The following is a 20257-nucleotide window of genomic DNA, read 5'->3' as shown; positions in this document are numbered from 1 at the left end:
CGCCACAATCCCGGCATCGTCGCCGTGGAAGTGTCGATCATCGCAGTCCCCTGAAGGCCGAATACCGCTGCCCGCCGGCCACCCCGGCAAAGGCGCGGCAATCAGCCACACCCGCTCAGCGTCTCTGACCTGGACAGGGGCTCGCCGCCGCACCACCCCCCTGCCCTTGACCCTGCCCTGAGCCGCCGAAGAAGGACGTACCGCCATGGCCGCCACCCCCGAAACGCCCGCAGCCGCCCCCGCAGCCGCCGCGCGCCGCAAGACCGGCCGTCACCGCGGTGAGGGTCAGTGGGCCGTCGGACACCACACGCCCCTCAACGGCAACGAGCAGTTCAAAAAGGACGACGACGGTCTCAATGTGCGGACGCGCATCGAGAACATCTACTCCAAGACGGGCTTCGACTCGATCGACCCGAACGACCTCCGCGGCCGTATGCGCTGGTGGGGTCTCTACACCCAGCGCAAGCCCGGGATCGACGGCGGCAAGACCGCGATCCTGGAGCCGGAGGAGCTGGACGACAAGTACTTCATGCTGCGCGTCCGCATCGACGGCGGCCGGCTGACCACCGAGCAGCTGCGCGTCATAGGCGAGATCTCGGAGGAGTTCGCGCGCGGGACCGCGGACCTCACCGACCGCCAGAACGTGCAGTACCACTGGATCCGCATCGAGGACGTCCCGGAGATCTGGCGCCGCCTGGAGGCCGTCGGCCTGTCCACCACCGAGGCCTGCGGTGACACGCCCCGCGTCATCCTCGGTTCGCCCGTGGCCGGCATCGCCCAGGACGAGATCATCGACGGCACGCCCGCCATCGACGAGATCTACCGCCGCATCGTCGGCAATCCGGACTTCTCGAACCTGCCCCGCAAGTTCAAGTCCGCGATCTCCGGCTCGCCGCTGCTCGACGTGGCGCACGAGATCAACGACATCGCCTTCGTCGGCGTGAACCACCCCGAGCACGGCCCCGGCTTCGACGTCTGGGTCGGCGGCGGCCTGTCCACCAACCCGAAGCTGGGCGTGCGCCTCGGCACCTGGGTCTCGCTCGACGAGGTCCCGGACGTGTACGAGGGCGTCATCTCGATCTTCCGCGACTACGGCTACCGCCGCCTGCGCACCCGCGCCCGTCTGAAGTTCCTCGTCGCCGACTGGGGCCCGGCCAAGTTCCGCCAGGTCCTGGAGGACGAGTACCTGGGGCGCAAGCTGACCGACGGCCCCGCGCCCGAGCAGCCCAGCGGCCAGTGGCGCGACCACGTCGGCGTGCACCAGCAGCAGGACGGCAAGTTCTACGTCGGCTTCGCGCCCCGCGTCGGCCGCGTCGACGGCGCCACCCTGACCAAGATCGCGGACGTCGCCGAGCAGCACGGCTCCGGCCGCCTGCGCACCACCGCCGAGCAGAAGATGATCGTCCTCGACATCGAGGCCGACCAGGTCGACTCGGTCGTCGCGGCCCTGGAGGCGCTGGACCTGCGGGTCAAGCCGTCCCCGTTCCGCCGCGGCACGATGGCCTGCACCGGCATCGAGTTCTGCAAGCTGGCCATCGTCGAGACCAAGGCGCGCGGCGCCTCCCTGATCGACGAGCTGGAGCGCCGCCTGCCGCAGTTCGCCGAGCCGCTGACCATCAACATCAACGGCTGCCCGAACGCCTGCGCCCGTATCCAGGTGGCGGACATCGGTCTCAAGGGCCAGCTGGTCCTGGACGAGGACGGCAACCAGGTGGAGGGCTACCAGGTCCACCTGGGCGGCGCCCTCGGCCTGGAGGCAGGTTTCGGCCGCAAGGTCCGAGGCCTCAAGGTCACCTCGGCCGGTCTGCCCGACTACGTCGAGCGGGTCGTCACGCGCTTCGAGGAGCAGCGTGAGGACGGCGAGCGCTTCGCCGCCTGGGTGACCCGGGCCAAGGACGAGGATCTGTCGTGAGCGAGCGCGCCGCACCGTTCTACTGCCCGTACTGCGGCGACGAGGACCTGTTTCCGAACGAAACCGGCCACGGCGCCTGGGAATGCAGGGCCTGCAACCGAGCCTTCCAGCTGAAGTACCTCGGGCTGCTGGCCCGGGGCGTTCAGTCGAACACCGCTGGAGGGGACGAGATATGACCACTACTCAAGACGTGAGTCTCAAGGCCGTGGCCGAGCAGGCCGGGCGGGACCTGGAGGACGCCTCCGCGCTGGAGATCCTCACCTGGGCGGCCGAGACCTTCGGCAAGAAGTTCTGCGTCACCTCCTCCATGGAGGACGCGGTCGTCGCCCACCTGGCGTCCCGCGCCTTCCCGGGTGTGGACGTGGTCTTCCTCGACACCGGCTACCACTTCGAGGAGACCATCGGCACCCGTGACGCGGTCGAGGCCGTGATGGACGTCAACGTCATCACCCTCACCCCGCGCCAGACGGTGGCCGAGCAGGACGCGGAGTACGGCCCCAAGCTGCACGACCGCGACCCCGACCTCTGCTGCGCGCTGCGCAAGGTCAAGCCCCTCGAAGAGGGCCTGACCGCGTACGACGCGTGGGCGACGGGCCTGCGCCGCGACGAGTCCCCGACCCGGGCGAACACCCCGGTGGTCGGCTGGGACGAGAAGCGGCAGAAGGTCAAGATCTCGCCGATCGCCCGCTGGACGCAGGACGACGTGGACGCCTACGTCGCCGAGCACGGCGTGCTCACCAACCCGCTGCTGATGGACGGCTACGCCTCCGTCGGCTGCGCCCCCTGCACCCGCCGCGTGGCGGAGGGCGAGGACGCGCGGGCCGGCCGCTGGGCCGGGCGCGGCAAGACCGAGTGCGGACTGCACGGCTGATGACGGACAGCAAAGAACCTACGGAGACTGAGCAGATGAGCGTGAGCGACCAGGGCGCCACCGTGTGGCTGACCGGGCTGCCGAGCGCGGGCAAGACCACCATCGCCTACGCGCTGGCCGAGCGGCTGCGCGCCGAGGGCCACCGCGTGGAGGTCCTCGACGGCGACGAGATCCGCGAGTTCCTCTCCGCCGGCCTCGGTTTCAGCCGCGAGGACCGGCACACCAACGTGCAGCGGATCGGCTTCGTCGCCGAGCTCCTCGCGAGCAACGGCGTCAAGGCGCTGGTACCGGTGATCGCGCCGTTCGCGGACAGCCGTGACGCCGTTCGCAAGCGGCACGCGGCCGCCGAGACGAACTACCTCGAAGTGCACGTGGCCACCCCGGTCGAGGTGTGCTCCGAGCGTGACGTGAAGGGCCTGTACGCCAAGCAGGCTGCGGGCGAGATCTCCGGTCTGACCGGCGTCGACGACCCGTACGAGGCGCCGGAGTCCCCGGACCTCCGTATCGAGTCGCACACGCAGACCGTGCAGGAGTCGGCTTCGGCCCTGCACGCGCTGCTCACCGAGAGGGGTCTGGCATGACCACCGTCGCTCACCTGCACGAAGAGACCGACGCGCCCTACGCGCTGTCGCACCTCGACGCCCTCGAGTCCGAGGCCGTGCACATCTTCCGCGAGGTGGCGGGCGAGTTCGAGAAGCCGGTGATCCTGTTCTCCGGCGGCAAGGACTCCATCGTCATGCTGCACCTGGCGCTGAAGGCGTTCGCGCCGGCGCCGGTGCCCTTCACGTTGCTGCACGTCGACACGGGCCACAACTTCCCGGAGGTGCTGGAGTACCGCGACCGCACCGTCGCCCAGCACGGCCTGCGGCTGCACGTGGCCTCCGTCCAGGAGTACATCGACGCCGGCAAGCTGCGCGAGCGCCCGGACGGCACCCGCAACCCGCTGCAGACCGTCCCGCTGACCGAGGCGATCCAGCAGCTGAAGTTCGACGCCGTCTTCGGCGGCGGCCGCCGCGACGAGGAGAAGGCCCGCGCCAAGGAGCGCGTCTTCTCCCTCCGCGACGAGTTCTCCCAGTGGGACCCGCGCCGCCAGCGCCCCGAGCTGTGGCAGCTCTACAACGGCCGCCACGCGCCCGGTGAGCACGTGCGCGTCTTCCCGCTGTCCAACTGGACCGAGCTGGACGTCTGGCAGTACATCGCCCGCGAGGGCATCGAGCTGCCGGAGATCTACTTCGCCCACGAGCGCGAGGTCTTCCAGCGCAACGGCATGTGGCTGACGGCCGGCGAGTGGGGCGGCCCGAAGGAGGGCGAGGTCCCCGAGACCCGTCTGATCCGCTACCGCACCGTCGGTGACATGTCCTGCACCGGCGCCGTCGACTCCGACGCCGCCACGCTGGACGCCGTGATCGCCGAGATCGCCGTCTCCCGTCTCACCGAGCGGGGCGCGACCCGCGCCGACGACAAGATGTCCGAGGCCGCGATGGAAGACCGCAAGCGCGAAGGGTACTTCTAAGATGACCAGCACCACCGAGCAGTTCGCCGACCTGTCGGCGACCACCCTGCTGCGCTTCGCGACCGCCGGCTCCGTCGACGACGGCAAGTCCACCCTGGTCGGCCGGCTGCTGCACGACTCCAAGTCGGTCCTGACCGACCAGATGGAGGCCGTGGAGGCCGTCTCCGCCCAGCGCGGCCAGGAGGCCCCCGACCTCGCGCTGCTCACCGACGGCCTGCGGGCCGAGCGCGAGCAGGGCATCACCATCGACGTCGCGTACCGCTACTTCGCCACCGCGCGCCGCCGGTTCATCCTGGCGGACACCCCGGGGCACGTGCAGTACACCCGGAACATGGTCACCGGCGCCTCCACCGCCGACCTGGCCGTGGTCCTCGTCGACGCCCGCAACGGCGTGATCGAGCAGACCCGCCGGCACGCGGCCGTCGCCGCGCTGCTGCGCGTCCCGCACGTGGTGCTGGCCGTCAACAAGATGGACCTGGTGGGCTACGAGGAGAAGGTCTTCGCGGCCATCGCCGAGGAGTTCACCGCGTACGCCTCGAACCTGGGCGTCCCGGAGATCACCGCGATCCCGATCTCGGCCCTGGCCGGCGACAACGTGGTGGAGCCCTCCGCCAACATGGACTGGTACGGCGGCCCGACGGTGCTGGAGCACCTGGAGACCGTCCCGGTCAGCCACGACCTCACCGCCTGCCCGGCGCGCTTCCCGGTGCAGTACGTGATCCGCCCGCAGTCCGCCGAGCACCCCGACTACCGCGGCTACGCGGGCCAGATCGCCTCCGGCGTGCTGCGCGTCGGCGAGGCCGTGACCGTGCTGCCCTCGGGCCGTACGAGCACGATCGTCGGCATCGACGCGCTCGGCGCGAGCGTGGACATCGCGTGGGCCCCGCAGTCGGTGACCCTGCGTCTCGCGGACGACATCGACATCTCGCGCGGTGACCTGATCGCGCCGTCCTCGAAGGCCCCGGCCACCACGCAGGACGTCGAGGCGACGGTCTGCCACGTGGCCGACCAGCCGCTCTCGGTCGGCGCCCGGGTGCTGATCAAGCACACGACGCGCACGGTCAAGGCGATCGTCAAGGAGATCCCCTCTCGGCTGACCCTCGACGACCTGTCCCAGCACCCGAACCCCGGGCAGCTGGTGGCCAACGACATCGGCCGCGTGGTCGTCCGTACCGCCGAGCCCCTCGCGCTCGACGCGTACGCCGACTCGCGCCGCACCGGGTCCTTCCTGCTGATCGACCCGGCCGACGGAACCACCCTGGCGGCGGGCATGGCCGGCGAATCCTTCGCCTCCCAGGCCGAGACCACCGTCCAGGCAGATGAGGAAGGGTGGGACTTCTAGATCATGCATGCCGATCTCTACTCCACCTTCGCCAAGGAGGGCGGCCGCGTGGGCAGCGGCGTCCTTGGCAGCGGCCAGGGAGGGGTGGCGCGATGTGCGCGATGACGTACGCGCACCGCTTGCGCGCCCACACCCCCCACGAGCTGTACCCGCCCTTGCTCCACAGACGAAGACGCGCGTCATGAGATGACCGCGTCACGAGAGGAAGTCCTCCCGTGCCTGCCATCCGTAACACCCGGAAGTCCCTGCGCCGCGGCGTCGTCGCCGCCGCCGCCCTGCCGCTGCTGATCGGCGCTCTCGCCTCCTGCGGCTACGGCTCCCAGGCCGAGGACAAGACGGCCAACGCCGCCGCCACCGACGGCCAGAAGCTCTCCGCCTCCGAGGTCCGCATCGGGTACTTCCCGAACCTGACGCACGCCACCGCCCTGGTCGGCCTCCAGGAGGGCCTGATCCAGAAGGAACTGGGCGGCACCACGATCAAGCCGCAGTCCTTCAACGCCGGTCCGTCCGAGATCGAGGCCCTCAACGGCGGCTCTCTCGACATCGGCTTCATCGGCCCCTCGCCGTCGATCAACGGCTACGTGAAGTCCAAGGGCTCCAACCTGCGGATCATCTCCGGCTCCGCCTCCGGCGGCGTCAAGCTGGTCGTCAACCCGGACAAGATCAAGACCCTGGACGACCTCAAGGGCAAGAAGATCGCCACCCCGCAGAAGGGGAACACGCAGGACGTCGCGTTCCTCAACTGGATCTCCGAGAAGGGCTGGTCGGTCGACCCCGAGTCCGGCAAGGGCGACGTCTCCGTCGTCCGTACGGACAACAAGGTCACCCCGGACGCCTTCAAGCAGGGCTCCATCGACGGCGCCTGGGTGCCGGAGCCGACGGCCTCCAAGCTCGTCTCCGACGGCGGCAGCGTCCTCCTCGACGAGACCACCCTGTGGCCCGACAAGAAGTTCGTGATCACGAACGTCATCGTGTCGCAGAAGTTCCTCAAGGAACACCCGGACGTGGTCGAGGCCGTGCTCAAGGGCACGGTGAAGACCAACGAGTGGATCAACTCCAACCCGGACAAGGCGAAGGCCTCCGCGAACACCAAGCTGGCGGCCGAGGGCGGCAAGCCGCTCGACGCGAAGGTCATCGACCCGGCGTGGTCGAGCATCCTCGTCACCGACGACCCGCTGGCCGCCACGCTGCAGAAGCAGGCCGACTACGCGGTCAAGGCGAAGCTCATCGAGCAGCCCGACCTGGCCGGCATCTACGACCTGAAGCTCCTGAACAAGGTCCTGAAGGCCGCCGGCAAGCCCGAGGTCTCCGACGCCGGTCTCGGCGCCAAGTAATCCCGCAACCCAGCAAACCCAGGAGGTGACGACCATGGCCACCACGCTTGCCAAGGCTGCCGAGGGCACCGTAGCGGAGCAGCACGCGCACGCCGCCCGCATCGAGCACGTCTCGAAGTCCTTCTCCGGCCCGGCCGGATCGCAGCTCGTCCTGGACGACATCAGCCTCGATGTCGCTCCCGGGGAGTTCGTCACCATCCTGGGGGCGTCCGGGTGTGGAAAGTCCACCCTGCTGAACCTGGTGGCGGGCCTGGACAAGCCGTCCGCGGGGTCCATCGAGACCCCCGGCGGCCGTCCGGCGCTCATGTTCCAGGAGCACGCCCTCTTCCCGTGGCTGACCGCGGGCAAGAACATCGAACTCGCCCTGCGCCTGCGCGGGGTGGCCAAGGCCGACCGCAAGCCGGAGGCCGAGCGGCTGCTGGAGCTGGTCCGGCTCGGCGGCGCGTACGGCAAGCGCGTCCACGAGCTGTCGGGCGGCATGCGCCAGCGCGTGGCCCTGGCCCGGGCGCTCGCCCAGGACAGCCGGCTGCTGCTGATGGACGAGCCGTTCGCGGCCCTGGACGCCATCACCCGTGACGTGCTGCACGGCGAACTCACGCGCATCTGGGCCGAGACGGGGCTCTCCGTCCTCTTCGTCACGCACAACGTGCGCGAGGCGGTCCGCCTCGCCGAGCGCGTGGTCCTGCTCTCCTCCCGCCCCGGGCGGGTCGCGAAGGAATGGACCGTGGACATCCCGCAGCCGCGCCGCATCGAGGACGCGGACGTCGCGGAGCTGTCCCTTGAGATCACTGAACACCTGCGTGGGGAGATCCGCCGCCATGGCCAGCACTGACACCACCCCGAAGGTCGCGGCCAAGGGCAAGACGGACGACCTGGCGGGCCTGGAGGCCGGTCTGGACGCCCTCGACGCGGTCCAGACCCACCGTCCCCCGGTCCGCGAGATCCTCGTCAAGAAGGTCCTCCCGCCGTTCCTGGCCGTGGGCCTCGTGCTCCTGGTCTGGGAGATCCTCGTCGCGGCGAAGGTCACCGAGGAGACCAAGCTGCCCCCGCTGTCCGCGGTCTGGGACAGCCTGTCCGACATGTGGCTCAAGGGCACCCTGCTGGACGTCATCTGGACGTCCGTCTCCCGCGGCCTGCTCGGCTTCCTCCTCGCCCTGGCCATCGGCACCCCACTCGGCCTGCTCGTCGCCCGGGTGAAGTTCGTCCGCGCCGCGATCGGCCCGATCCTCCAGGGCCTCCAGTCGCTGCCGTCGGTGGCCTGGGTGCCGCCGGCCGTGCTCTGGTTCGGCCTCAACGACGCCATGATGTACACGGTGATCCTGCTGGGCGCCGTCCCGTCCATCGCCAACGGCCTCGTCTCCGGCATCGACCAGATCCCGCCGCTGTACCTGCGGGCCGGCCGCACCCTGGGCGCCACCGGTCTGCGCGGGGCCCGGCACGTCGTCATGCCGGCCGCGCTGCCGGGCTACCTGGCCGGTCTGAAGCAGGGCTGGGCCTTCTCCTGGCGCTCGCTGATGGCCGCCGAGATCATCGCCAGCTCCCCCGACCTGGGCCTGGGCCTGGGCCAGCTCCTGGAGAACGGCCGCAACAACATCGACCTGCCGGGCGTGTTCCTCGCGATCATCCTGATCCTGGTCGTGGGCATCGCGATCGACCTGCTGATCTTCAGCCCGGTCGAGCGGTGGGTGCTGCGCAGCCGCGGCCTGCTGGTCAAGAGCTGATCACCGTGTCCTCCGCACCCGCACTCCTGGTCATCGCCCACGGCAGCCGCGACCCGCGGCACGCCGCGACCGTGCACGCCCTCGTCCGGCGTGCGCGGGCGCTGCGGCCCGGGGTGCGGGTGGAGACGGCCTTCCTGGACTTCAACGCCCCGTCGGTGGGCCAGGTCCTGTCCTCGCTCCACCTGTCGGGCGTACGGGAGGTGGTGGCTCTCCCGCTGCTCCTCACCCGGGCCTTCCACGCGAAGTCCGACATCCCGGCGGCGCTGGCCGAGTCCACTGCCCGGCTGCCGGGGCTTTCGGTCCGGGTGGCCGACGTCCTCGGCCCGTCCCCCCTCCTGCTCTCGGCCCTGGAACTCCGGCTGGCCGAGGCCGGAATCACCCCGGCGGACCGCGCCACCACCGCGGTGGTGCTCGCGTCCGCCGGCTCCACAGACCCGGAGGCGATCGCAGCGATCGCTGAAACCGCGCGGGAGTGGCGGCACACCGGTTGGTGCGCCGTGCGGCCTGCGTTCGCCTCCGCTGCCCTTCCCCGTACGGAGGATGCCGTACGGGCCCTGCGGGCCGAGGGCTTCGCCCGCGTGGCGGTGGCCCCGTACGTCATAGCCCCCGGCCGGCTGCCCGACCGCATCGCGGCGGGCGCGGAGGCCGCGGGCGCGGACGTGGTCTCCGACGTCCTGGGCGCGGCCCCGGAACTGGCCCGCCTGCTCCTCCAGCGCTACGACGCCGCGGCTGCGACCCCGGCCCGCCTCCCCGCCCTGACGGCATAGCCACCGATTCGGGTGCGGCTCCGCCGCTGGGGCTGCGCCCCACACCCCGCGCCTCAAACTCCCCCAGCTACCGCTGGGAGGGGCCCCCAGGCGGGGCTGAAATTGCCCTGCGGGCAATCCAGCCCCCACCAGGCGGACGGCACCGGCCAGATCCAGCCGGGGCTACGCCCTGGCGGCGGCTTCGTCTGCCAGGGCGGTCAGGTCCTCGATGGACATCGCGCCCGGGGGCAGGCCTTCGCGGGCGAAGATGTTCGCCGCGTGCCGCAGGACGTCGTTGACGGGGGTCGGGACGCCGTGGAGGCGGCCCAGCATGGAGATCTCCCCGTTGAGGTAGTCCGCCTCCACCGAGCCCGTGCCGCGGGCCAGGCTCTGCCAGGAGGAGCCGCCCCGGATCCCCGGCGGCTGTTCCACCTTGCCGTCGCGCGCCGCGGACTGCTCGGCCTCCGAGGCGTAGGCGATGCCCGCCGCCCCGAAGGCGGCCTTCGCCTCACGCACGGCCCTCAGCAGCAGCGCCGCCTTCGCCGGGTCCGGCTCGGGGCCCGTCGTCGCCTGGACGGCGTTGCCCAGGTTCCCCAGCAGCTTCGCGTACTTCCACCGCATCACGTCCCCGACCACGGGCGCCTCGAAGCCCGCCTTCCCGAGGTCCGCCGCGACCGCCCGGGCCAGCGCGTCCGTGCCGCCGGCCGCCAGGCCCAGGTGGAGGATGCCGGTCAGCGGCGCGCACAGCGCGGAGACCACTCCCGGCTCCAGGAAGGTGGAGGGCAGCCATATGCACATCCCGTACACGCGCGCGAAGCGCCGTAGGGCCAGCCGCTCGCTCTCCACGCCGTTCTGCGCGCACAGCACCGGCAGCCGCTGCGCCGCCGTCCCGCCGCCCGCGACCTCCGCGTCGCCCCACGCGTCGAGCGCCGCGATCGCGTCCTGGGTCTTCACGGCCAGCAGCAGGACGTCGTCCGGCCGCAGTTCGCCCAGTTCGGCCGGTCCGGTGACCACGGGCAGCCGGTGCACCCGCTCCCCGTCCGCCGTCGTGAGCCGCAGCCCGCCGGCCCGCAGGGCCTCCGCGTGCGCGCCGCGCGCGACGAGTACGACCTCGCCGCCCGCCTCCGCGAGCCGTCCGCCGATGGTGGCGCCCACAGCGCCCGCGCCGATGATGATGTACCGCATGCCATGAGCCTGGCACACCCGGCGACTTGCGTTACGGTCGGGGCATGGCTGAACGGATATTCAACCTCGGTGGGGACCTCCCGGTCGGGCGTCTCGGATTCGGCACGGGCGGCCTCGTCGGCCCCGGCTACTGGGGTCCGCGCGGCGGCCGCACCGAGGCCCGGGAGCTGCTCCGTACGGCGGTGGAGCGCGGGGTCACCCTCATCGACACGGCCGACAACTACGGCCCCGACGTGGCGGAGGAGCTGATCGCCGAAGCCCTGCACCCGTACGGGGACCGGCTGGTCATCGCCACGAAGGGCGGGGTGGTGCGCACCGGCCCCGACGAGTGGCACGTGGCGGGCCGCCCTGAGCGGCTGCGGGAGATGTGCGAGGCGAGCCTGCGCCGGCTGCGGGTGGAGCGCATCGACCTGTACCAGCTGCACCGTTTCGACCCCGCGGTCCCGATGGCCGAACAGCTCGGCGCGCTCGCCGAGTTGCGGGCGGAGGGCAAGATCCGGCACATCGGTCTGGACACCGTCACCGCGGAGCAGCTGCGGCTCGCGCTGGAGTCCGTGCCGATCGCCTCGGTGCAGAACGCATACAACCTGCTGGAGCGCGGCTCGGCGGAGGTGCTGGCGCTGTGCGAGGAACGCGGGATCGCCTTCCTCCCGTACTACCCGCTGGGCAGCGGCTCCCTGACCCGCGAGAGCGCGGCCGCGCTCACCGCGGTGGCCTCGGCACACGGCGCGGGCACGGGCCAGATCGCCCTGGCGTGGCTGCTGCACCACTCCCCCGTCCTGTGCCCGACCCCCGGCACCGGCTCCCCCGCCCACCTGGCGGAGAACCTGGACGCGGCGACGATCCACCTGTCGCCGCGCGAACTCGCGGTACTGGACGCTCTCTAGGTCGTCTTTCCCGTTCCCCCGCCGGTGAGTTCGACGAGCTTGGCGACCGTGTTCCAGTTGCGGGTGGTCGCGTCGACGCCCTTGGTGACCGCGGGCTTGGCCAGGGCCTCGGCCAGTTTGGAGCGGCCCAGGCCGTCGGGTGCGTAGAGGTAGAGGACGCGGTCGCCGAGGCGGTATTCCTCCGGGAGGTACGCGGACTGATCGATCGCCGCGAAGCGGTCCGCGGCGGGCTGTTCGGAGAAGAAGGTGGCGTGGAGCTGCTTTCCCTCCAGCTCGGCGGCCGGGAAGGGGCAGGCCTCGGCGACGGCGCGCAGATAGGCGCCGTCGACGACCAGGCAGGCCACCCGGAAGCCGAAGTGGGCCTCGATGGCCTTCTCCAGCTCCCGGGCGAGCGCGGCCGGGTCCTTCTTCGTGCTGCTGAAGACGGCGTTGCCGCTCTGCAGGTACGTCCGCACGTCACCGTGCCCGAGCCCCTCCAGTACGGAGCGCAGCTCCGCCATGGGGACCTTCTTGTACCCGCCGACGTTGATGCCGCGCAGGAGCGCCGCGTAGGTGTTCGTCATGGGGGAAGCCTAGGGAGCGGCTATGACAGTTCCGCCTCGATCAGGTCGGCGGCCTGCCGCGTACCGCCCTCGGTGGCCATCTCCGCGCGGACGGCCTCGCAGCGGGCCGCGACCCCGGGGTCGGACACGAGGGCGAGGACGGCCTCCCGGAGGGTCGTGGCGTCCGCGTCCGCCATGGGGACGTGCCGGGCCACGCCGAGCGCGGCCAGCATGTCGGCGTTGCCGAACTGGTCGACGGCCTGCGGGACGGCGACCATCGGGGTGCCGGTGGCGAGGCCCTCCTGGCTGCCGCCGGCGCCCGCGTGGGTGATGAAGGCGTCGGCCTGGCGCAGGATGTCCAGCTGGGGAACCCAGCGGTGGACCTCGACGCGGTTCACGTGCCCGTGGGCGGCGATGGAGAACATGGCGATGTGTGCGGGCTTGGCTGAGGTCATGCACCCCAATGTAACGAGACGATACGTATCGTGCGATGTCTTTTCTCCGCGGCTCCCGTCAAGGCCGCGCACACCCCGATGGGAGACTTGGCGCATTCACGACGATCCGGATCCGGAGAACGACATGGACGAGGCGCTGGCCAGGGACGTGCTGGCGGCCGCCGGCCTGGGCGGCGGCGCCGCGCTGCTGGCCCTGGGCGAGAACGCGGTCTTCGCCGTCGGCGAGCTGGTGGTGAAGGTGGGCCGGGAGGCGGCGCTGCTGGAGCGGGCCGAGCGGGAGCTCGCGGTGGCGGGCTGGTTCGCCGACTCCGGGGTCCCGGCGGTCCGCGCGGCCGAGCCGAAGCCGCGGCTGGTGGACGGGTACCCGGTGACCCTGTGGCACCGGCTCCCGGACGCGGTCCGGCCCGCCGGTCCGGAGGACCTGGCGGTGCTGCTCCGCGCCGTCCACGCCCTGCCCGCACCGCCGTTCGTCCTGCCGGCGCGGGACCTGCTGGGCGGGGTCGAGCGCTGGCTGCGGCTGGCCGGGGAGGCCGTGGACCCGCCGGACGCGGCGTACCTGCGGGCCCGCCGCGACGCCTACGCCGGAGAGGTGGCGGCCCTGACCCCGCACCTGTCCCCGGGCACGGTGCACGGGGACGCGCTGCCGCGCAACGTCCACGTGGGTCCGGACGGACCGGTCCTGGTCGACCTGGAGACCGTGTCGGCGGACCTGCGCGAGCACGACCTGGTGGTGATGGCCCTCTCCCGCGACCGGTACGGCCTGCCCGCCGAGGCGTACGAGGCGTTCACCGCCGCCTACGGGTGGGACGTGCGCGACTGGGAGGGCTGCGCGGTCCTGCGCGGCGCCCGCGAGACGGCCAGCTGCGCCTGGGTCGCCCAGCACGCCCCGACGAACCCGAAGGCACTCGCCGAATTCCGCCGCCGGGTGGCCTCGTTGCGCGAGGGCGCGTCCGAGGTCCGCTGGCACCCCTTCTAGGCGGCGGGTGCGATCCGGAACCGGCCGTTCGCATAGTGATGAGGCTGTGACCTGGGGCTGTTCAGATCGGCGATGGTGATCACTAGGGTTCGTTCGTGCCGAAGAACAATGAGATACCCACGGGCCCGGGCGGGCCGGACGACGACAAGTGGAAGGTCGTGCTGGACGAGGACTTCGTCCGGGGCGCCACGATGCGCGAGTCGGAACTGCCCGCCGCCCGGCCCAAGCGGGCATGGCCCCTGAACACGGCACTGGCGCTGCTGGCCGCGGGTTCGGCCTTCGTCGTGCTGAAGCTCATGGACCCCTCGCCCGACACGCAGGCGTCGGCCCCCGCCCCCGCCAAGGCGGCCTCCGCGGCGCCGTCGCCCGCCCCGTCGAAGAACAGCCCGGACACCCGGCCGATGATCCCGCTCGGCGATGTCTTCCCCGCCGAGGTCAAGGGCGCCACCGGCGGCACCTTCACCCGGCTGGGCTCGGTCGTGATGGAATCCTGCACCGAACCCGACGGCATTGGCCCCCGCCTGGCCGCCCTCATCGAGGACAGCGCCGGCTGTGTCGGGGAGCAGGTCGCGCTCTACAAGGACGCGCAGAACAACCAGTTCAACCTGGCCGTCTTCACGATGAAGGACCCGAAGGACACCGTGAAGGTGGTGACCGAGCTGGCGATGGCCTTCAACGACTACCAGGTGGCCGTGCAGGGCCCGCCGCCCGGATCCGGCCTGAAGACCCTGCCCGCGGACAGCGGGCTGGTGCAGGCCTTCACCGGGCACGGCCGGGTGATGGTGGTCGCCATGGGCCAGTGGTCCGACGGCCGGACGGCCGACTTCCAGCAGCTCGTCGACCGGATGGGACCGCTCCAGACGGCGATCGGGAAGAAGGTCGGCGACTACGAGGGCGCGCGCTGACCCGACCTCGGGCAGGGACCCGGCCTCATGCCGGGCCCAGGCCTCATGCCGGGCCCAGGCCTCACGCCGGGACCAGGCCCCGCAGCGGCCAGGCCGTGTCGATCACCGCGTCCGGGGTGCCCTGGCGGCGCAGGTAGGCCTGGAAGTCCCGGGCCCAGCGCGCGTGCCAGGTGCCCTGGCGGGCGTGCAGGTCGTCGGGGGTGAGCGCGGCCACCTCCGGATGCCGCTCGGCTATCGCCCGGGCCACCTGGACCGCGGCCAGCGCGTCGGCCCCGGCGTCGTGCGCGGCGTCGAGGGTGACCCCGTACACCCCGCAGACCGCCTCCAGGGTCCGCTTGCCGCGCCGGTAGCGGTCCACGGCCCGGTCGATGGTCAGCGGGTCGACCACCGGCCCGGTCTCCATCCCGCCCAGCCGGTCGGCCAGCGACGGCAGCCCGTGGCGGGCCAGCTCCGCCGTGAGCAGGGTGAGGTCGAAGGCCGCGTTGTACGCGACGACCACCGCCCCCCGCCGCCAGTGCCCGACCAGCGCCTGCGCGACCTCGTCCGCGACCTCCCGCACGGGCCGCCCTTCGGCGACCGCCCGCTCGGTGCTGATCCCGTGGATCGCCGAGGCCTGTTCGGGGATCGGTATCCCCGGGTCCGCCAGCCAGCCGCGCCGCTCGCGCACCTCGCCGGCCCGCACCTCGACCACCGCCGCCGTCACGATCCGCGACTCCCCCGGCTGCGTGCCGGTCGTCTCCAGGTCGAACCCGATCAGCACACCGCCGTGCCAGTCCCCCATGCCGCGCCCCTCCCCCGTACACCTTCGGTCAACGGCTTTCAGCCTGCCACGCGGCACTGACAGGCCGGCCGACGCCCCCCACCGTCACGGCGGTCACGGCGGTCAGGACACCGGGCGGGAGTCCTCCCACACCGATTCGAACTCCTCCCGGTACGTCGTGAAGAGTCCGTGGTCGGCGTCCCGCGGGACCCCGCGGCCGCCGCCGCGCAGCACCAGGACGGGGGATTCCATGCCGCGGGCCCGGCGCAGGTAGGACTGGACGACCGCGATGCCCGAGGACTGGCCCTCCACCAGGTAGGCGGTGAAGCGGGGGGTCTCGTCGAAGACGTGGATCTCGAAGCGCGAGGGGTCCCGCAGGCCCGCGCGGACCCGGCGGACGTGCAGGATGTTCATCTCCACCGAGCGGCTCAGCTCGCCCTTGCGCAGCCCGAGCTCCCGCTCGCGCCGCTTGACCGCGCTGCTCGCCGGGTTCAGGAACAGCAGCCGCACCCGGCAGCCGGCCTCCGTGAGCCGGACGAGTCTTCGGCCGGAGAAGTTCTGGACCAGCAGGTTGAGCCCTATGCCGATGGCGTCGAGCCGCCGCGCGCCCCCGAAGAGGTCCTCGGCCGGCAGCTGCCGCTGGAGCCGCACCCGGTCCGGGTGGACGGAGATGACGTCCGCGTACCGGTCCCCCACCAGGTCCTCGACGGCGTCGATCGGGAGCCGGTCCGCCGACGGGCTGCCCGCGCCCCCGCCCAGGACCTCCAGGAGCCGCGCCGAGGCCCGCTCCGCCTGCTCCAGCACCGGCCGCGACAGGGCCCGGTTGCGGGAGACGACGTTGCGGGTGACCTCCAGCTCGTCGAGCGCGAGCTCGATCTCCCGCCGGTCGTCGAAGTACGGCTCGAAGCACGGCCAGTGCTGGACCATCAGCTCGCGCAGCTGAGGGAGGGTCAGGAAGCTCAGCACGTTGTCGTCGGCCGAGTCGAGCAGGTAGCCCTTGCGCCGGCTGACCTCGCGCACGGCCACGGCACGCTGGACCCACTCCTGCCCGGCGGGCCCGGCGGCGGCGACCACCCAGTCGTCACCGCCGTGCACCGGCTCGTAGATCGGCCGCAGGACCGCGCCGACCACCGCCCGCAGCCGCTGTTCGATCAGGTTCAGCCAGATGTACGCACGACCGGCGCGCTGCGCCCGCGTACGGACCTCGCTCCAGGCCTCCGTGCCCCAGTCCAGCTCGGCCCCGGCCCGGGCGCTTCCCGCCGCCGCCTGCGGGGCCAGCGAAACCGCGCCGGCCGGCGCCCCGCCGGGCGCCGCGCCGCCCGCGTCCGCCGGGCCGCCCTCGTGACCGCTGTCACCAGGGGGCAGCTCCAGACCTCCCGAGCTCACCCGTGCACCGCCTTCTGCGTCTGGACGCCCGTCTCCAGTGATCACGGAAGGGTACTCCGCGCGCACGTCCCGGTGCAGCCCGATGGCCCTTACACCGGCTGTCCGTTGACCCATTATCCGATGCGCGGACAGTCCGCTGACCCGCATATCAGCTCTGCGGGTCACCCGGCAGCACCAGCCCAAGTCCGCGCGTGGGGACCCTCTTTCGGGGAAGATCTGGCAGTGACGTGGTCCAGCCGGATCAGCAGCAGCAGCCGGAGCAGGATGGGAAGAGTCGTTATCTATGCAGGTCTGGCCGGGACAGGCTTATCCCCTCGGCGCCACGTACGACGGCGCCGGCACCAATTTCGCGGTCTACTCCGAGGCCGCCCGACGCATCGAGCTGTGCCTGCTCCACGACGACGGTTCGGAGACCGCGGTGGAGCTGCGCGAGACGGACGCCTTCGTCCGGCACGCGTATCTGCCGGGCGTGATGCCGGGCCAGCGCTACGGGTTCCGCGTGCACGGCCCGTACGAGCCCGAGCGCGGCCGGCGCTGCAACGCGGCGAAGCTGCTGCTGGACCCGTACGCGCGTGCGATCAGCGGCCGCGTGGCGTGGGGTGAGGCGGTGTACGGCTACCACTTCGGCCGGCCGGACTCCCGCAACGACCTGGACTCCGCCCCGCACACCATGACCTCGGTCGTGGTGAACCCGTACTTCGACTGGGCCAACGACCGGCCGCCGCGCCACGAGTACCACCACACCGTGCTGTACGAGGCCCACGTCAAGGGTCTGACCATGAGCCATCCGGAGCTCCCCGAGGAGCTGCGCGGCACGTACGGGGCCCTCGCGCACCCGGCGGTGATCGGCCACCTCGCCAAGCTCGGGGTGACGGCGCTGGAGCTGATGCCGGTGCACCAGTTCGTCAACGACCACCGGCTGGTCAACGACGGCCTGAGCAACTACTGGGGCTACAACACCATCGGCTTCTTCGCCCCGCACAACGGCTACGCGTCGGGCGACCGCGGCCAGCAGGTCCTGGAGTTCAAGTCGGCGGTCCGGGCGCTGCACGAGGCCGGGATCGAGGTGATCCTGGACGTGGTCTACAACCACACCGCCGAGGGCAACCACCTGGGCCCGACCCTGTCCTTCCGCGGGCTGGACAACGCCTCGTACTACCGGCTGGCGGAGGACCCGCGGCACTACACGGACACCACCGGCACCGGGAACTCATTGCTGATGCGCTCCCCTCACGTGCTCCAGCTGATCATGGACTCGCTGCGGTACTGGGTCACCGAGATGCACGTGGACGGCTTCCGCTTCGACCTGGCGGCGACGCTGGCGCGGCAGTTCCACGAGGTGGACCGGCTGTCCTCGTTCTTCGACCTGGTCCAGCAGGATCCGGTGGTCAGCCAGGTGAAGCTGATCGCGGAGCCCTGGGACCTGGGCGAGGGCGGCTACCAGGTGGGCAACTTCCCGCCGCTGTGGACCGAGTGGAACGGCAAGTACCGCGACACCGTACGGGATTTGTGGCGCGGGCAGCCGCGCACGCTGGCGGAGTTCGCGGGACGACTGACCGGCTCCTCGGACCTCTACCAGGACGACGGGCGCAGGCCGCTGGCGTCCATCAACTTCACCACCTGCCACGACGGGTTCACCCTGCACGACCTGGTCTCCTACAACGAGAAGCACAACGAGGCCAACCGTGAGGGCAATCGGGACGGGGAGACCCACAACCGGTCGTGGAACTGCGGGGTGGAGGGACCCAGCGACGATCCGGAGATCGTGGAGCTGCGCGAGCGCCAGATGCGCAACTTCACGGCCACGCTGATGCTTTCGCAGGGCGTGCCGATGCTCAGCCACGGGGACGAGTTCGGCCGCACGCAGGGCGGCAACAACAACGCCTACTGCCAGGACAACGAGTTGTCTTGGGTGTGCTGGCCGGAACCCGGCAAACCGGCGCCCGCGCTGCTGGAGTTCACCCGGCGGATGGTGTGGCTGCGCCGGGACCATCCGGTCTTCCGGCGGCGCCGGTTCTTCCACGGGCGGCCGGTGGAGGGGACCCACGACGAGCTGTCGGACATCGCCTGGTTCACGCCGCACGGCGAGGAGATGCGGGCCCGCGACTGGCAGGCGCAGCACGCGCGGGCGTTGACGGTGTTCCTCAACGGGGAGGCGATCTCGGAGCCGGGCAGCCGCGGGGAGCGGATCACCGACGACTCGTTCCTGCTGATGTTCAACGCGGGTGCCGAGCCGCAGGACTTCACCGTTCCGGCGGGGCACGGGGCGCAGTGGCGTCTGGTGGTGGACACGGCGCGGCCGGACGTACTGCCACCCGGCACCGGGCCGCAGTATGCGGCCGGGGACCGGGTGGCGCTGACGGGAAGGTGTCTGGTGGTGCTTCAGCGCCCGGCGTAGGCGCTTCCGGCGCCGGCGCCCGTGCCGTTGCCGGCGCTCTCGCCGATCACCGGGGAAGCGGTCTGCTGCGCCGGGATGAAGGCCTTGACCTGGTGGGGGCGGGCGGCCGGGACCCGGGTGACCAGGGCGAGGGTCAGGCTGAGCGCGGCGGCCCCGACGGCCACGGCGAAGGCTCCGGCGGGCCCGTACCACTCGGCGAGCCGCCCGGAGACGGCGAGGGCGATGGCCTGTCCGGCGACCAGCGAGCTGGCGGCGAAGGCCATCGACTCGGCGAGCCGGGCCGGTTCGACGACGCGCTCGGTGAGCGCGAAGGCGGTGATGAGGTGCGGGGCGTAGGCCGCGCCGAGCACGGTGACGACCGCGTACAGCGGCCACAGGGCGTCGGTGAACAGCAGCGGCACCGAGAGGACGAGCGCGGCGCCGGTGGCGACCCGCCAGCGCAGCCGCAGCCCGAAGCGGGCGGGCAGCGCGCCGAGCGCGAGCCCCACGGCGGCGCTGACCACGCCCATGGCGGCGTAGACGATCCCGGCCTGGCCGGGGACCCCCAACTGCGCGGTGAGCTCGGCGATTCCGGCCTGACAGCCTCCGAACATGGCGCCCTGCAGGGCGAGCGACCCGCGGACCGCGTGGACCACGCGCGGCTGTCGGACCCGGGGGCCCTTGCCGCGTGCCTTGGCGGGGGCCCCGGCCGTGACGGCGGCGGTCGGGTGCAGCGCGTAGGCGGTGCCGAAGACGGCGACGAGTCCGGCGGCGGCGCCGAGGGCGACGGCCGGGTGGGCGATGAGGGCGGCGAGTCCGACGAGGGCGGGTCCGAAGACGAACGAGACCTCGTCCAGGGTGCCTTCGAGCGAGTGCACGGCGCCGACCACGCTCTCGTCGGCCTTGGCTCGGTGGGCCAGCGCGACGGAGCGGGTCCGGGCGAGCGGCCCGATCAGCGGTACGGAGGCGCCGGTGACGGCGCCGATCGCGGCGAGCGGGACGGTGTCGAGGCCGCCCAGGGCCCCGGCGACGAGGGCCGCGGTGGCGACGGCGTTGACGGCCGCGGCGGTGAGGACGACGGGCCGCTGCCCGTGGCGGTCGGCGAGCCGGCCCAGGACGGGTCCGAAGACCACCTGGCCGGCGGAGAGGGTGCCACCGACGATGCCGGCGGTGGCGAGGGAGCCACTGGTCTCGGCGACCAGGAGGACGCTCCCGAACTGGGACATCGCGACGGGCAGTCGGGCGAAGAAGGAGACGAACGGGAGTAGGGGCCCGGTCAGGGCGATGACTCTTCGATAGGTGTTGACGGTTCCAACCACTTGAGCAAGGTTAACCCGGTGCAGTC

The 20257-nt window shown here is 72.0% G+C and carries 19 protein-coding genes and 1 pseudogene; 14 read left to right on the top strand and 6 right to left on the bottom strand.

Annotation, left to right across the window (positions count from 1 at the left end; translation table 11 throughout):
* The first annotated feature begins 205 nt into the window (after positions 1-205).
* The 10 genes from ACGFYU_RS18965 (at position 206) to ACGFYU_RS18920 (ending at position 9460) form a co-directional block, all read left to right on the top strand.
* Entirely contained in the window at positions 206-1912 is a 1707-nt protein-coding gene (locus ACGFYU_RS18965) for a nitrite/sulfite reductase (protein ID WP_393828429.1), read from the top strand.
* On the top strand, positions 1909-2088 hold the full coding sequence (locus tag ACGFYU_RS18960) for a hypothetical protein (RefSeq protein ID WP_053785636.1): 180 nt from the start codon (positions 1909-1911) through the stop codon (positions 2086-2088). The genes ACGFYU_RS18965 and ACGFYU_RS18960 overlap by 4 nt, the downstream gene beginning before the upstream one ends.
* Positions 2085-2783: a phosphoadenylyl-sulfate reductase gene (locus tag ACGFYU_RS18955; RefSeq protein WP_133896535.1), complete on the top strand. Its 699-nt coding sequence runs from the start codon at positions 2085-2087 to the stop codon at positions 2781-2783. Before ACGFYU_RS18960 ends, ACGFYU_RS18955 begins: the two co-directional genes overlap by 4 nt.
* Before the next feature lie 35 nt (positions 2784-2818).
* Positions 2819-3364, top strand: coding sequence for an adenylyl-sulfate kinase (gene cysC / locus ACGFYU_RS18950; protein ID WP_393828428.1), 546 nt, complete (start codon positions 2819-2821; stop codon positions 3362-3364).
* Positions 3361-4296: a sulfate adenylyltransferase subunit CysD gene (gene cysD, locus ACGFYU_RS18945; protein WP_393828427.1), complete on the top strand. Its 936-nt coding sequence runs from the start codon at positions 3361-3363 to the stop codon at positions 4294-4296. Before cysC ends, cysD begins: the two co-directional genes overlap by 4 nt.
* Before the next feature lies 1 nt (position 4297).
* Positions 4298-5638 (top strand): sulfate adenylyltransferase subunit 1, encoded by a 1341-nt coding sequence (locus ACGFYU_RS18940; protein WP_393828426.1) that lies wholly within the window; start codon positions 4298-4300, stop codon positions 5636-5638.
* 215 nt (positions 5639-5853) lie between these two features.
* Positions 5854-6972: an ABC transporter substrate-binding protein gene (locus ACGFYU_RS18935; RefSeq protein WP_393828425.1), complete on the top strand. Its 1119-nt coding sequence runs from the start codon at positions 5854-5856 to the stop codon at positions 6970-6972.
* Between the two features lie 34 nt (positions 6973-7006).
* Positions 7007-7804, top strand: a complete 798-nt coding sequence (locus ACGFYU_RS18930; protein ID WP_393828424.1) for an ABC transporter ATP-binding protein — start codon at positions 7007-7009, stop codon at positions 7802-7804.
* Positions 7791-8693, top strand: coding sequence for an ABC transporter permease (locus ACGFYU_RS18925; protein ID WP_393828423.1), 903 nt, complete (start codon positions 7791-7793; stop codon positions 8691-8693). The genes ACGFYU_RS18930 and ACGFYU_RS18925 overlap by 14 nt, the downstream gene beginning before the upstream one ends.
* A 5-nt stretch (positions 8694-8698) precedes the next feature.
* Positions 8699-9460: a sirohydrochlorin chelatase gene (locus tag ACGFYU_RS18920; RefSeq protein WP_393828422.1), complete on the top strand. Its 762-nt coding sequence runs from the start codon at positions 8699-8701 to the stop codon at positions 9458-9460.
* A 162-nt stretch (positions 9461-9622) separates the two neighbouring features.
* On the opposite strand, the gene ACGFYU_RS18915 is transcribed toward ACGFYU_RS18920, so the two are convergent.
* The gene (locus ACGFYU_RS18915; protein WP_393828421.1) at positions 9623-10624 is read right to left on the bottom strand and encodes a ketopantoate reductase family protein; all 1002 of its coding nucleotides are present in this window, start codon (positions 10622-10624) and stop codon (positions 9623-9625) included.
* Between the two features lie 44 nt (positions 10625-10668).
* On the opposite strand from ACGFYU_RS18915, the gene ACGFYU_RS18910 reads away from it, so the two are divergent.
* A complete protein-coding gene (locus tag ACGFYU_RS18910) occupies positions 10669-11511 on the top strand; it encodes an aldo/keto reductase (protein ID WP_393828420.1) in 843 nt (280 codons plus the stop codon).
* Here the strand turns inward: ACGFYU_RS18910 and ACGFYU_RS18905 are convergent.
* Both ACGFYU_RS18905 and ACGFYU_RS18900 read right to left on the bottom strand, forming a co-directional pair.
* The gene (locus tag ACGFYU_RS18905) at positions 11508-12074 is read right to left on the bottom strand and encodes a DUF1697 domain-containing protein (protein WP_393828419.1); all 567 of its coding nucleotides are present in this window, start codon (positions 12072-12074) and stop codon (positions 11508-11510) included. The genes ACGFYU_RS18910 and ACGFYU_RS18905 overlap by 4 nt on opposite strands.
* A gap of 20 nt (positions 12075-12094) precedes the next feature.
* Positions 12095-12448, bottom strand: a pseudogene (locus tag ACGFYU_RS18900) (nucleotide disphospho-sugar-binding domain-containing protein); the annotation flags it as partial.
* A 184-nt stretch (positions 12449-12632) separates the two neighbouring features.
* Between ACGFYU_RS18900 and ACGFYU_RS18895 the strand changes: the two are divergent.
* Complete coding sequence (locus ACGFYU_RS18895) at positions 12633-13484, top strand: aminoglycoside phosphotransferase family protein (protein WP_393828418.1); 852 nt, start codon at positions 12633-12635, stop codon at positions 13482-13484.
* Between the two features lie 95 nt (positions 13485-13579).
* Positions 13580-14389: a hypothetical protein gene (locus tag ACGFYU_RS18890; protein ID WP_393828417.1), complete on the top strand. Its 810-nt coding sequence runs from the start codon at positions 13580-13582 to the stop codon at positions 14387-14389.
* Positions 14390-14450: 61 nt separating this feature from the next.
* Here the strand turns inward: ACGFYU_RS18890 and ACGFYU_RS18885 are convergent, their stop codons facing one another.
* Positions 14451-15170: a 3'-5' exonuclease gene (locus tag ACGFYU_RS18885; protein WP_393828416.1), complete on the bottom strand. Its 720-nt coding sequence runs from the start codon at positions 15168-15170 to the stop codon at positions 14451-14453.
* 102 nt (positions 15171-15272) lie between these two features.
* Entirely contained in the window at positions 15273-16535 is a 1263-nt protein-coding gene (locus ACGFYU_RS18880) for an SAV2148 family HEPN domain-containing protein (RefSeq protein ID WP_393828415.1), read from the bottom strand.
* A 283-nt stretch (positions 16536-16818) separates the two neighbouring features.
* Between ACGFYU_RS18880 and glgX the strand changes: the two genes are divergently transcribed.
* Entirely contained in the window at positions 16819-18933 is a 2115-nt protein-coding gene (glgX, locus tag ACGFYU_RS18875) for a glycogen debranching protein GlgX (protein ID WP_393828414.1), read from the top strand.
* Here glgX and ACGFYU_RS18870 read toward each other — a convergent pair.
* The gene (locus ACGFYU_RS18870) at positions 18918-20231 is read right to left on the bottom strand and encodes an MFS transporter (RefSeq protein ID WP_393828413.1); all 1314 of its coding nucleotides are present in this window, start codon (positions 20229-20231) and stop codon (positions 18918-18920) included. The two genes, glgX and ACGFYU_RS18870, sit on opposite strands and share 16 nt — an antisense overlap.
* Positions 20232-20257 lie beyond the last annotated feature (26 nt).

The organism is Streptomyces sp. NPDC048337, assembly GCF_043201175.1.
In the GTDB taxonomy this organism is placed as follows: domain Bacteria; phylum Actinomycetota; class Actinomycetes; order Streptomycetales; family Streptomycetaceae; genus Streptomyces.
The sequence above is the reverse complement of the archived record's forward strand: the minus strand, read 5'-3'. Positions and strand labels throughout refer to the sequence as shown.

Excerpts from the sequence above, each read along its gene's own strand:
- cysD (WP_393828427.1), top strand. The coding sequence starts at position 3,361 with ATGACCACCGTCGCTCACCTGCACGAAGAGACCGACGCGCCCTACGCG.
- ACGFYU_RS18885 (WP_393828416.1), bottom strand. The coding sequence starts at position 15,170 with ATGGGGGACTGGCACGGCGGTGTGCTGATCGGGTTCGACCTGGAGACG.
- ACGFYU_RS18895 (WP_393828418.1), top strand. The coding sequence starts at position 12,633 with ATGGACGAGGCGCTGGCCAGGGACGTGCTGGCGGCCGCCGGCCTGGGC.
- ACGFYU_RS18915 (WP_393828421.1), bottom strand. The coding sequence starts at position 10,624 with ATGCGGTACATCATCATCGGCGCGGGCGCTGTGGGCGCCACCATCGGC.
- ACGFYU_RS18905 (WP_393828419.1), bottom strand. The coding sequence starts at position 12,074 with ATGACGAACACCTACGCGGCGCTCCTGCGCGGCATCAACGTCGGCGGG.
- ACGFYU_RS18925 (WP_393828423.1), top strand. The coding sequence starts at position 7,791 with ATGGCCAGCACTGACACCACCCCGAAGGTCGCGGCCAAGGGCAAGACG.
- ACGFYU_RS18910 (WP_393828420.1), top strand. The coding sequence starts at position 10,669 with ATGGCTGAACGGATATTCAACCTCGGTGGGGACCTCCCGGTCGGGCGT.
- cysC (WP_393828428.1), top strand. The coding sequence starts at position 2,819 with ATGAGCGTGAGCGACCAGGGCGCCACCGTGTGGCTGACCGGGCTGCCG.
- glgX (WP_393828414.1), top strand. The coding sequence starts at position 16,819 with ATGCAGGTCTGGCCGGGACAGGCTTATCCCCTCGGCGCCACGTACGAC.
- ACGFYU_RS18940 (WP_393828426.1), top strand. The coding sequence starts at position 4,298 with ATGACCAGCACCACCGAGCAGTTCGCCGACCTGTCGGCGACCACCCTG.
- ACGFYU_RS18955 (WP_133896535.1), top strand. The coding sequence starts at position 2,085 with ATGACCACTACTCAAGACGTGAGTCTCAAGGCCGTGGCCGAGCAGGCC.
- ACGFYU_RS18965 (WP_393828429.1), top strand. The coding sequence starts at position 206 with ATGGCCGCCACCCCCGAAACGCCCGCAGCCGCCCCCGCAGCCGCCGCG.
- ACGFYU_RS18930 (WP_393828424.1), top strand. The coding sequence starts at position 7,007 with ATGGCCACCACGCTTGCCAAGGCTGCCGAGGGCACCGTAGCGGAGCAG.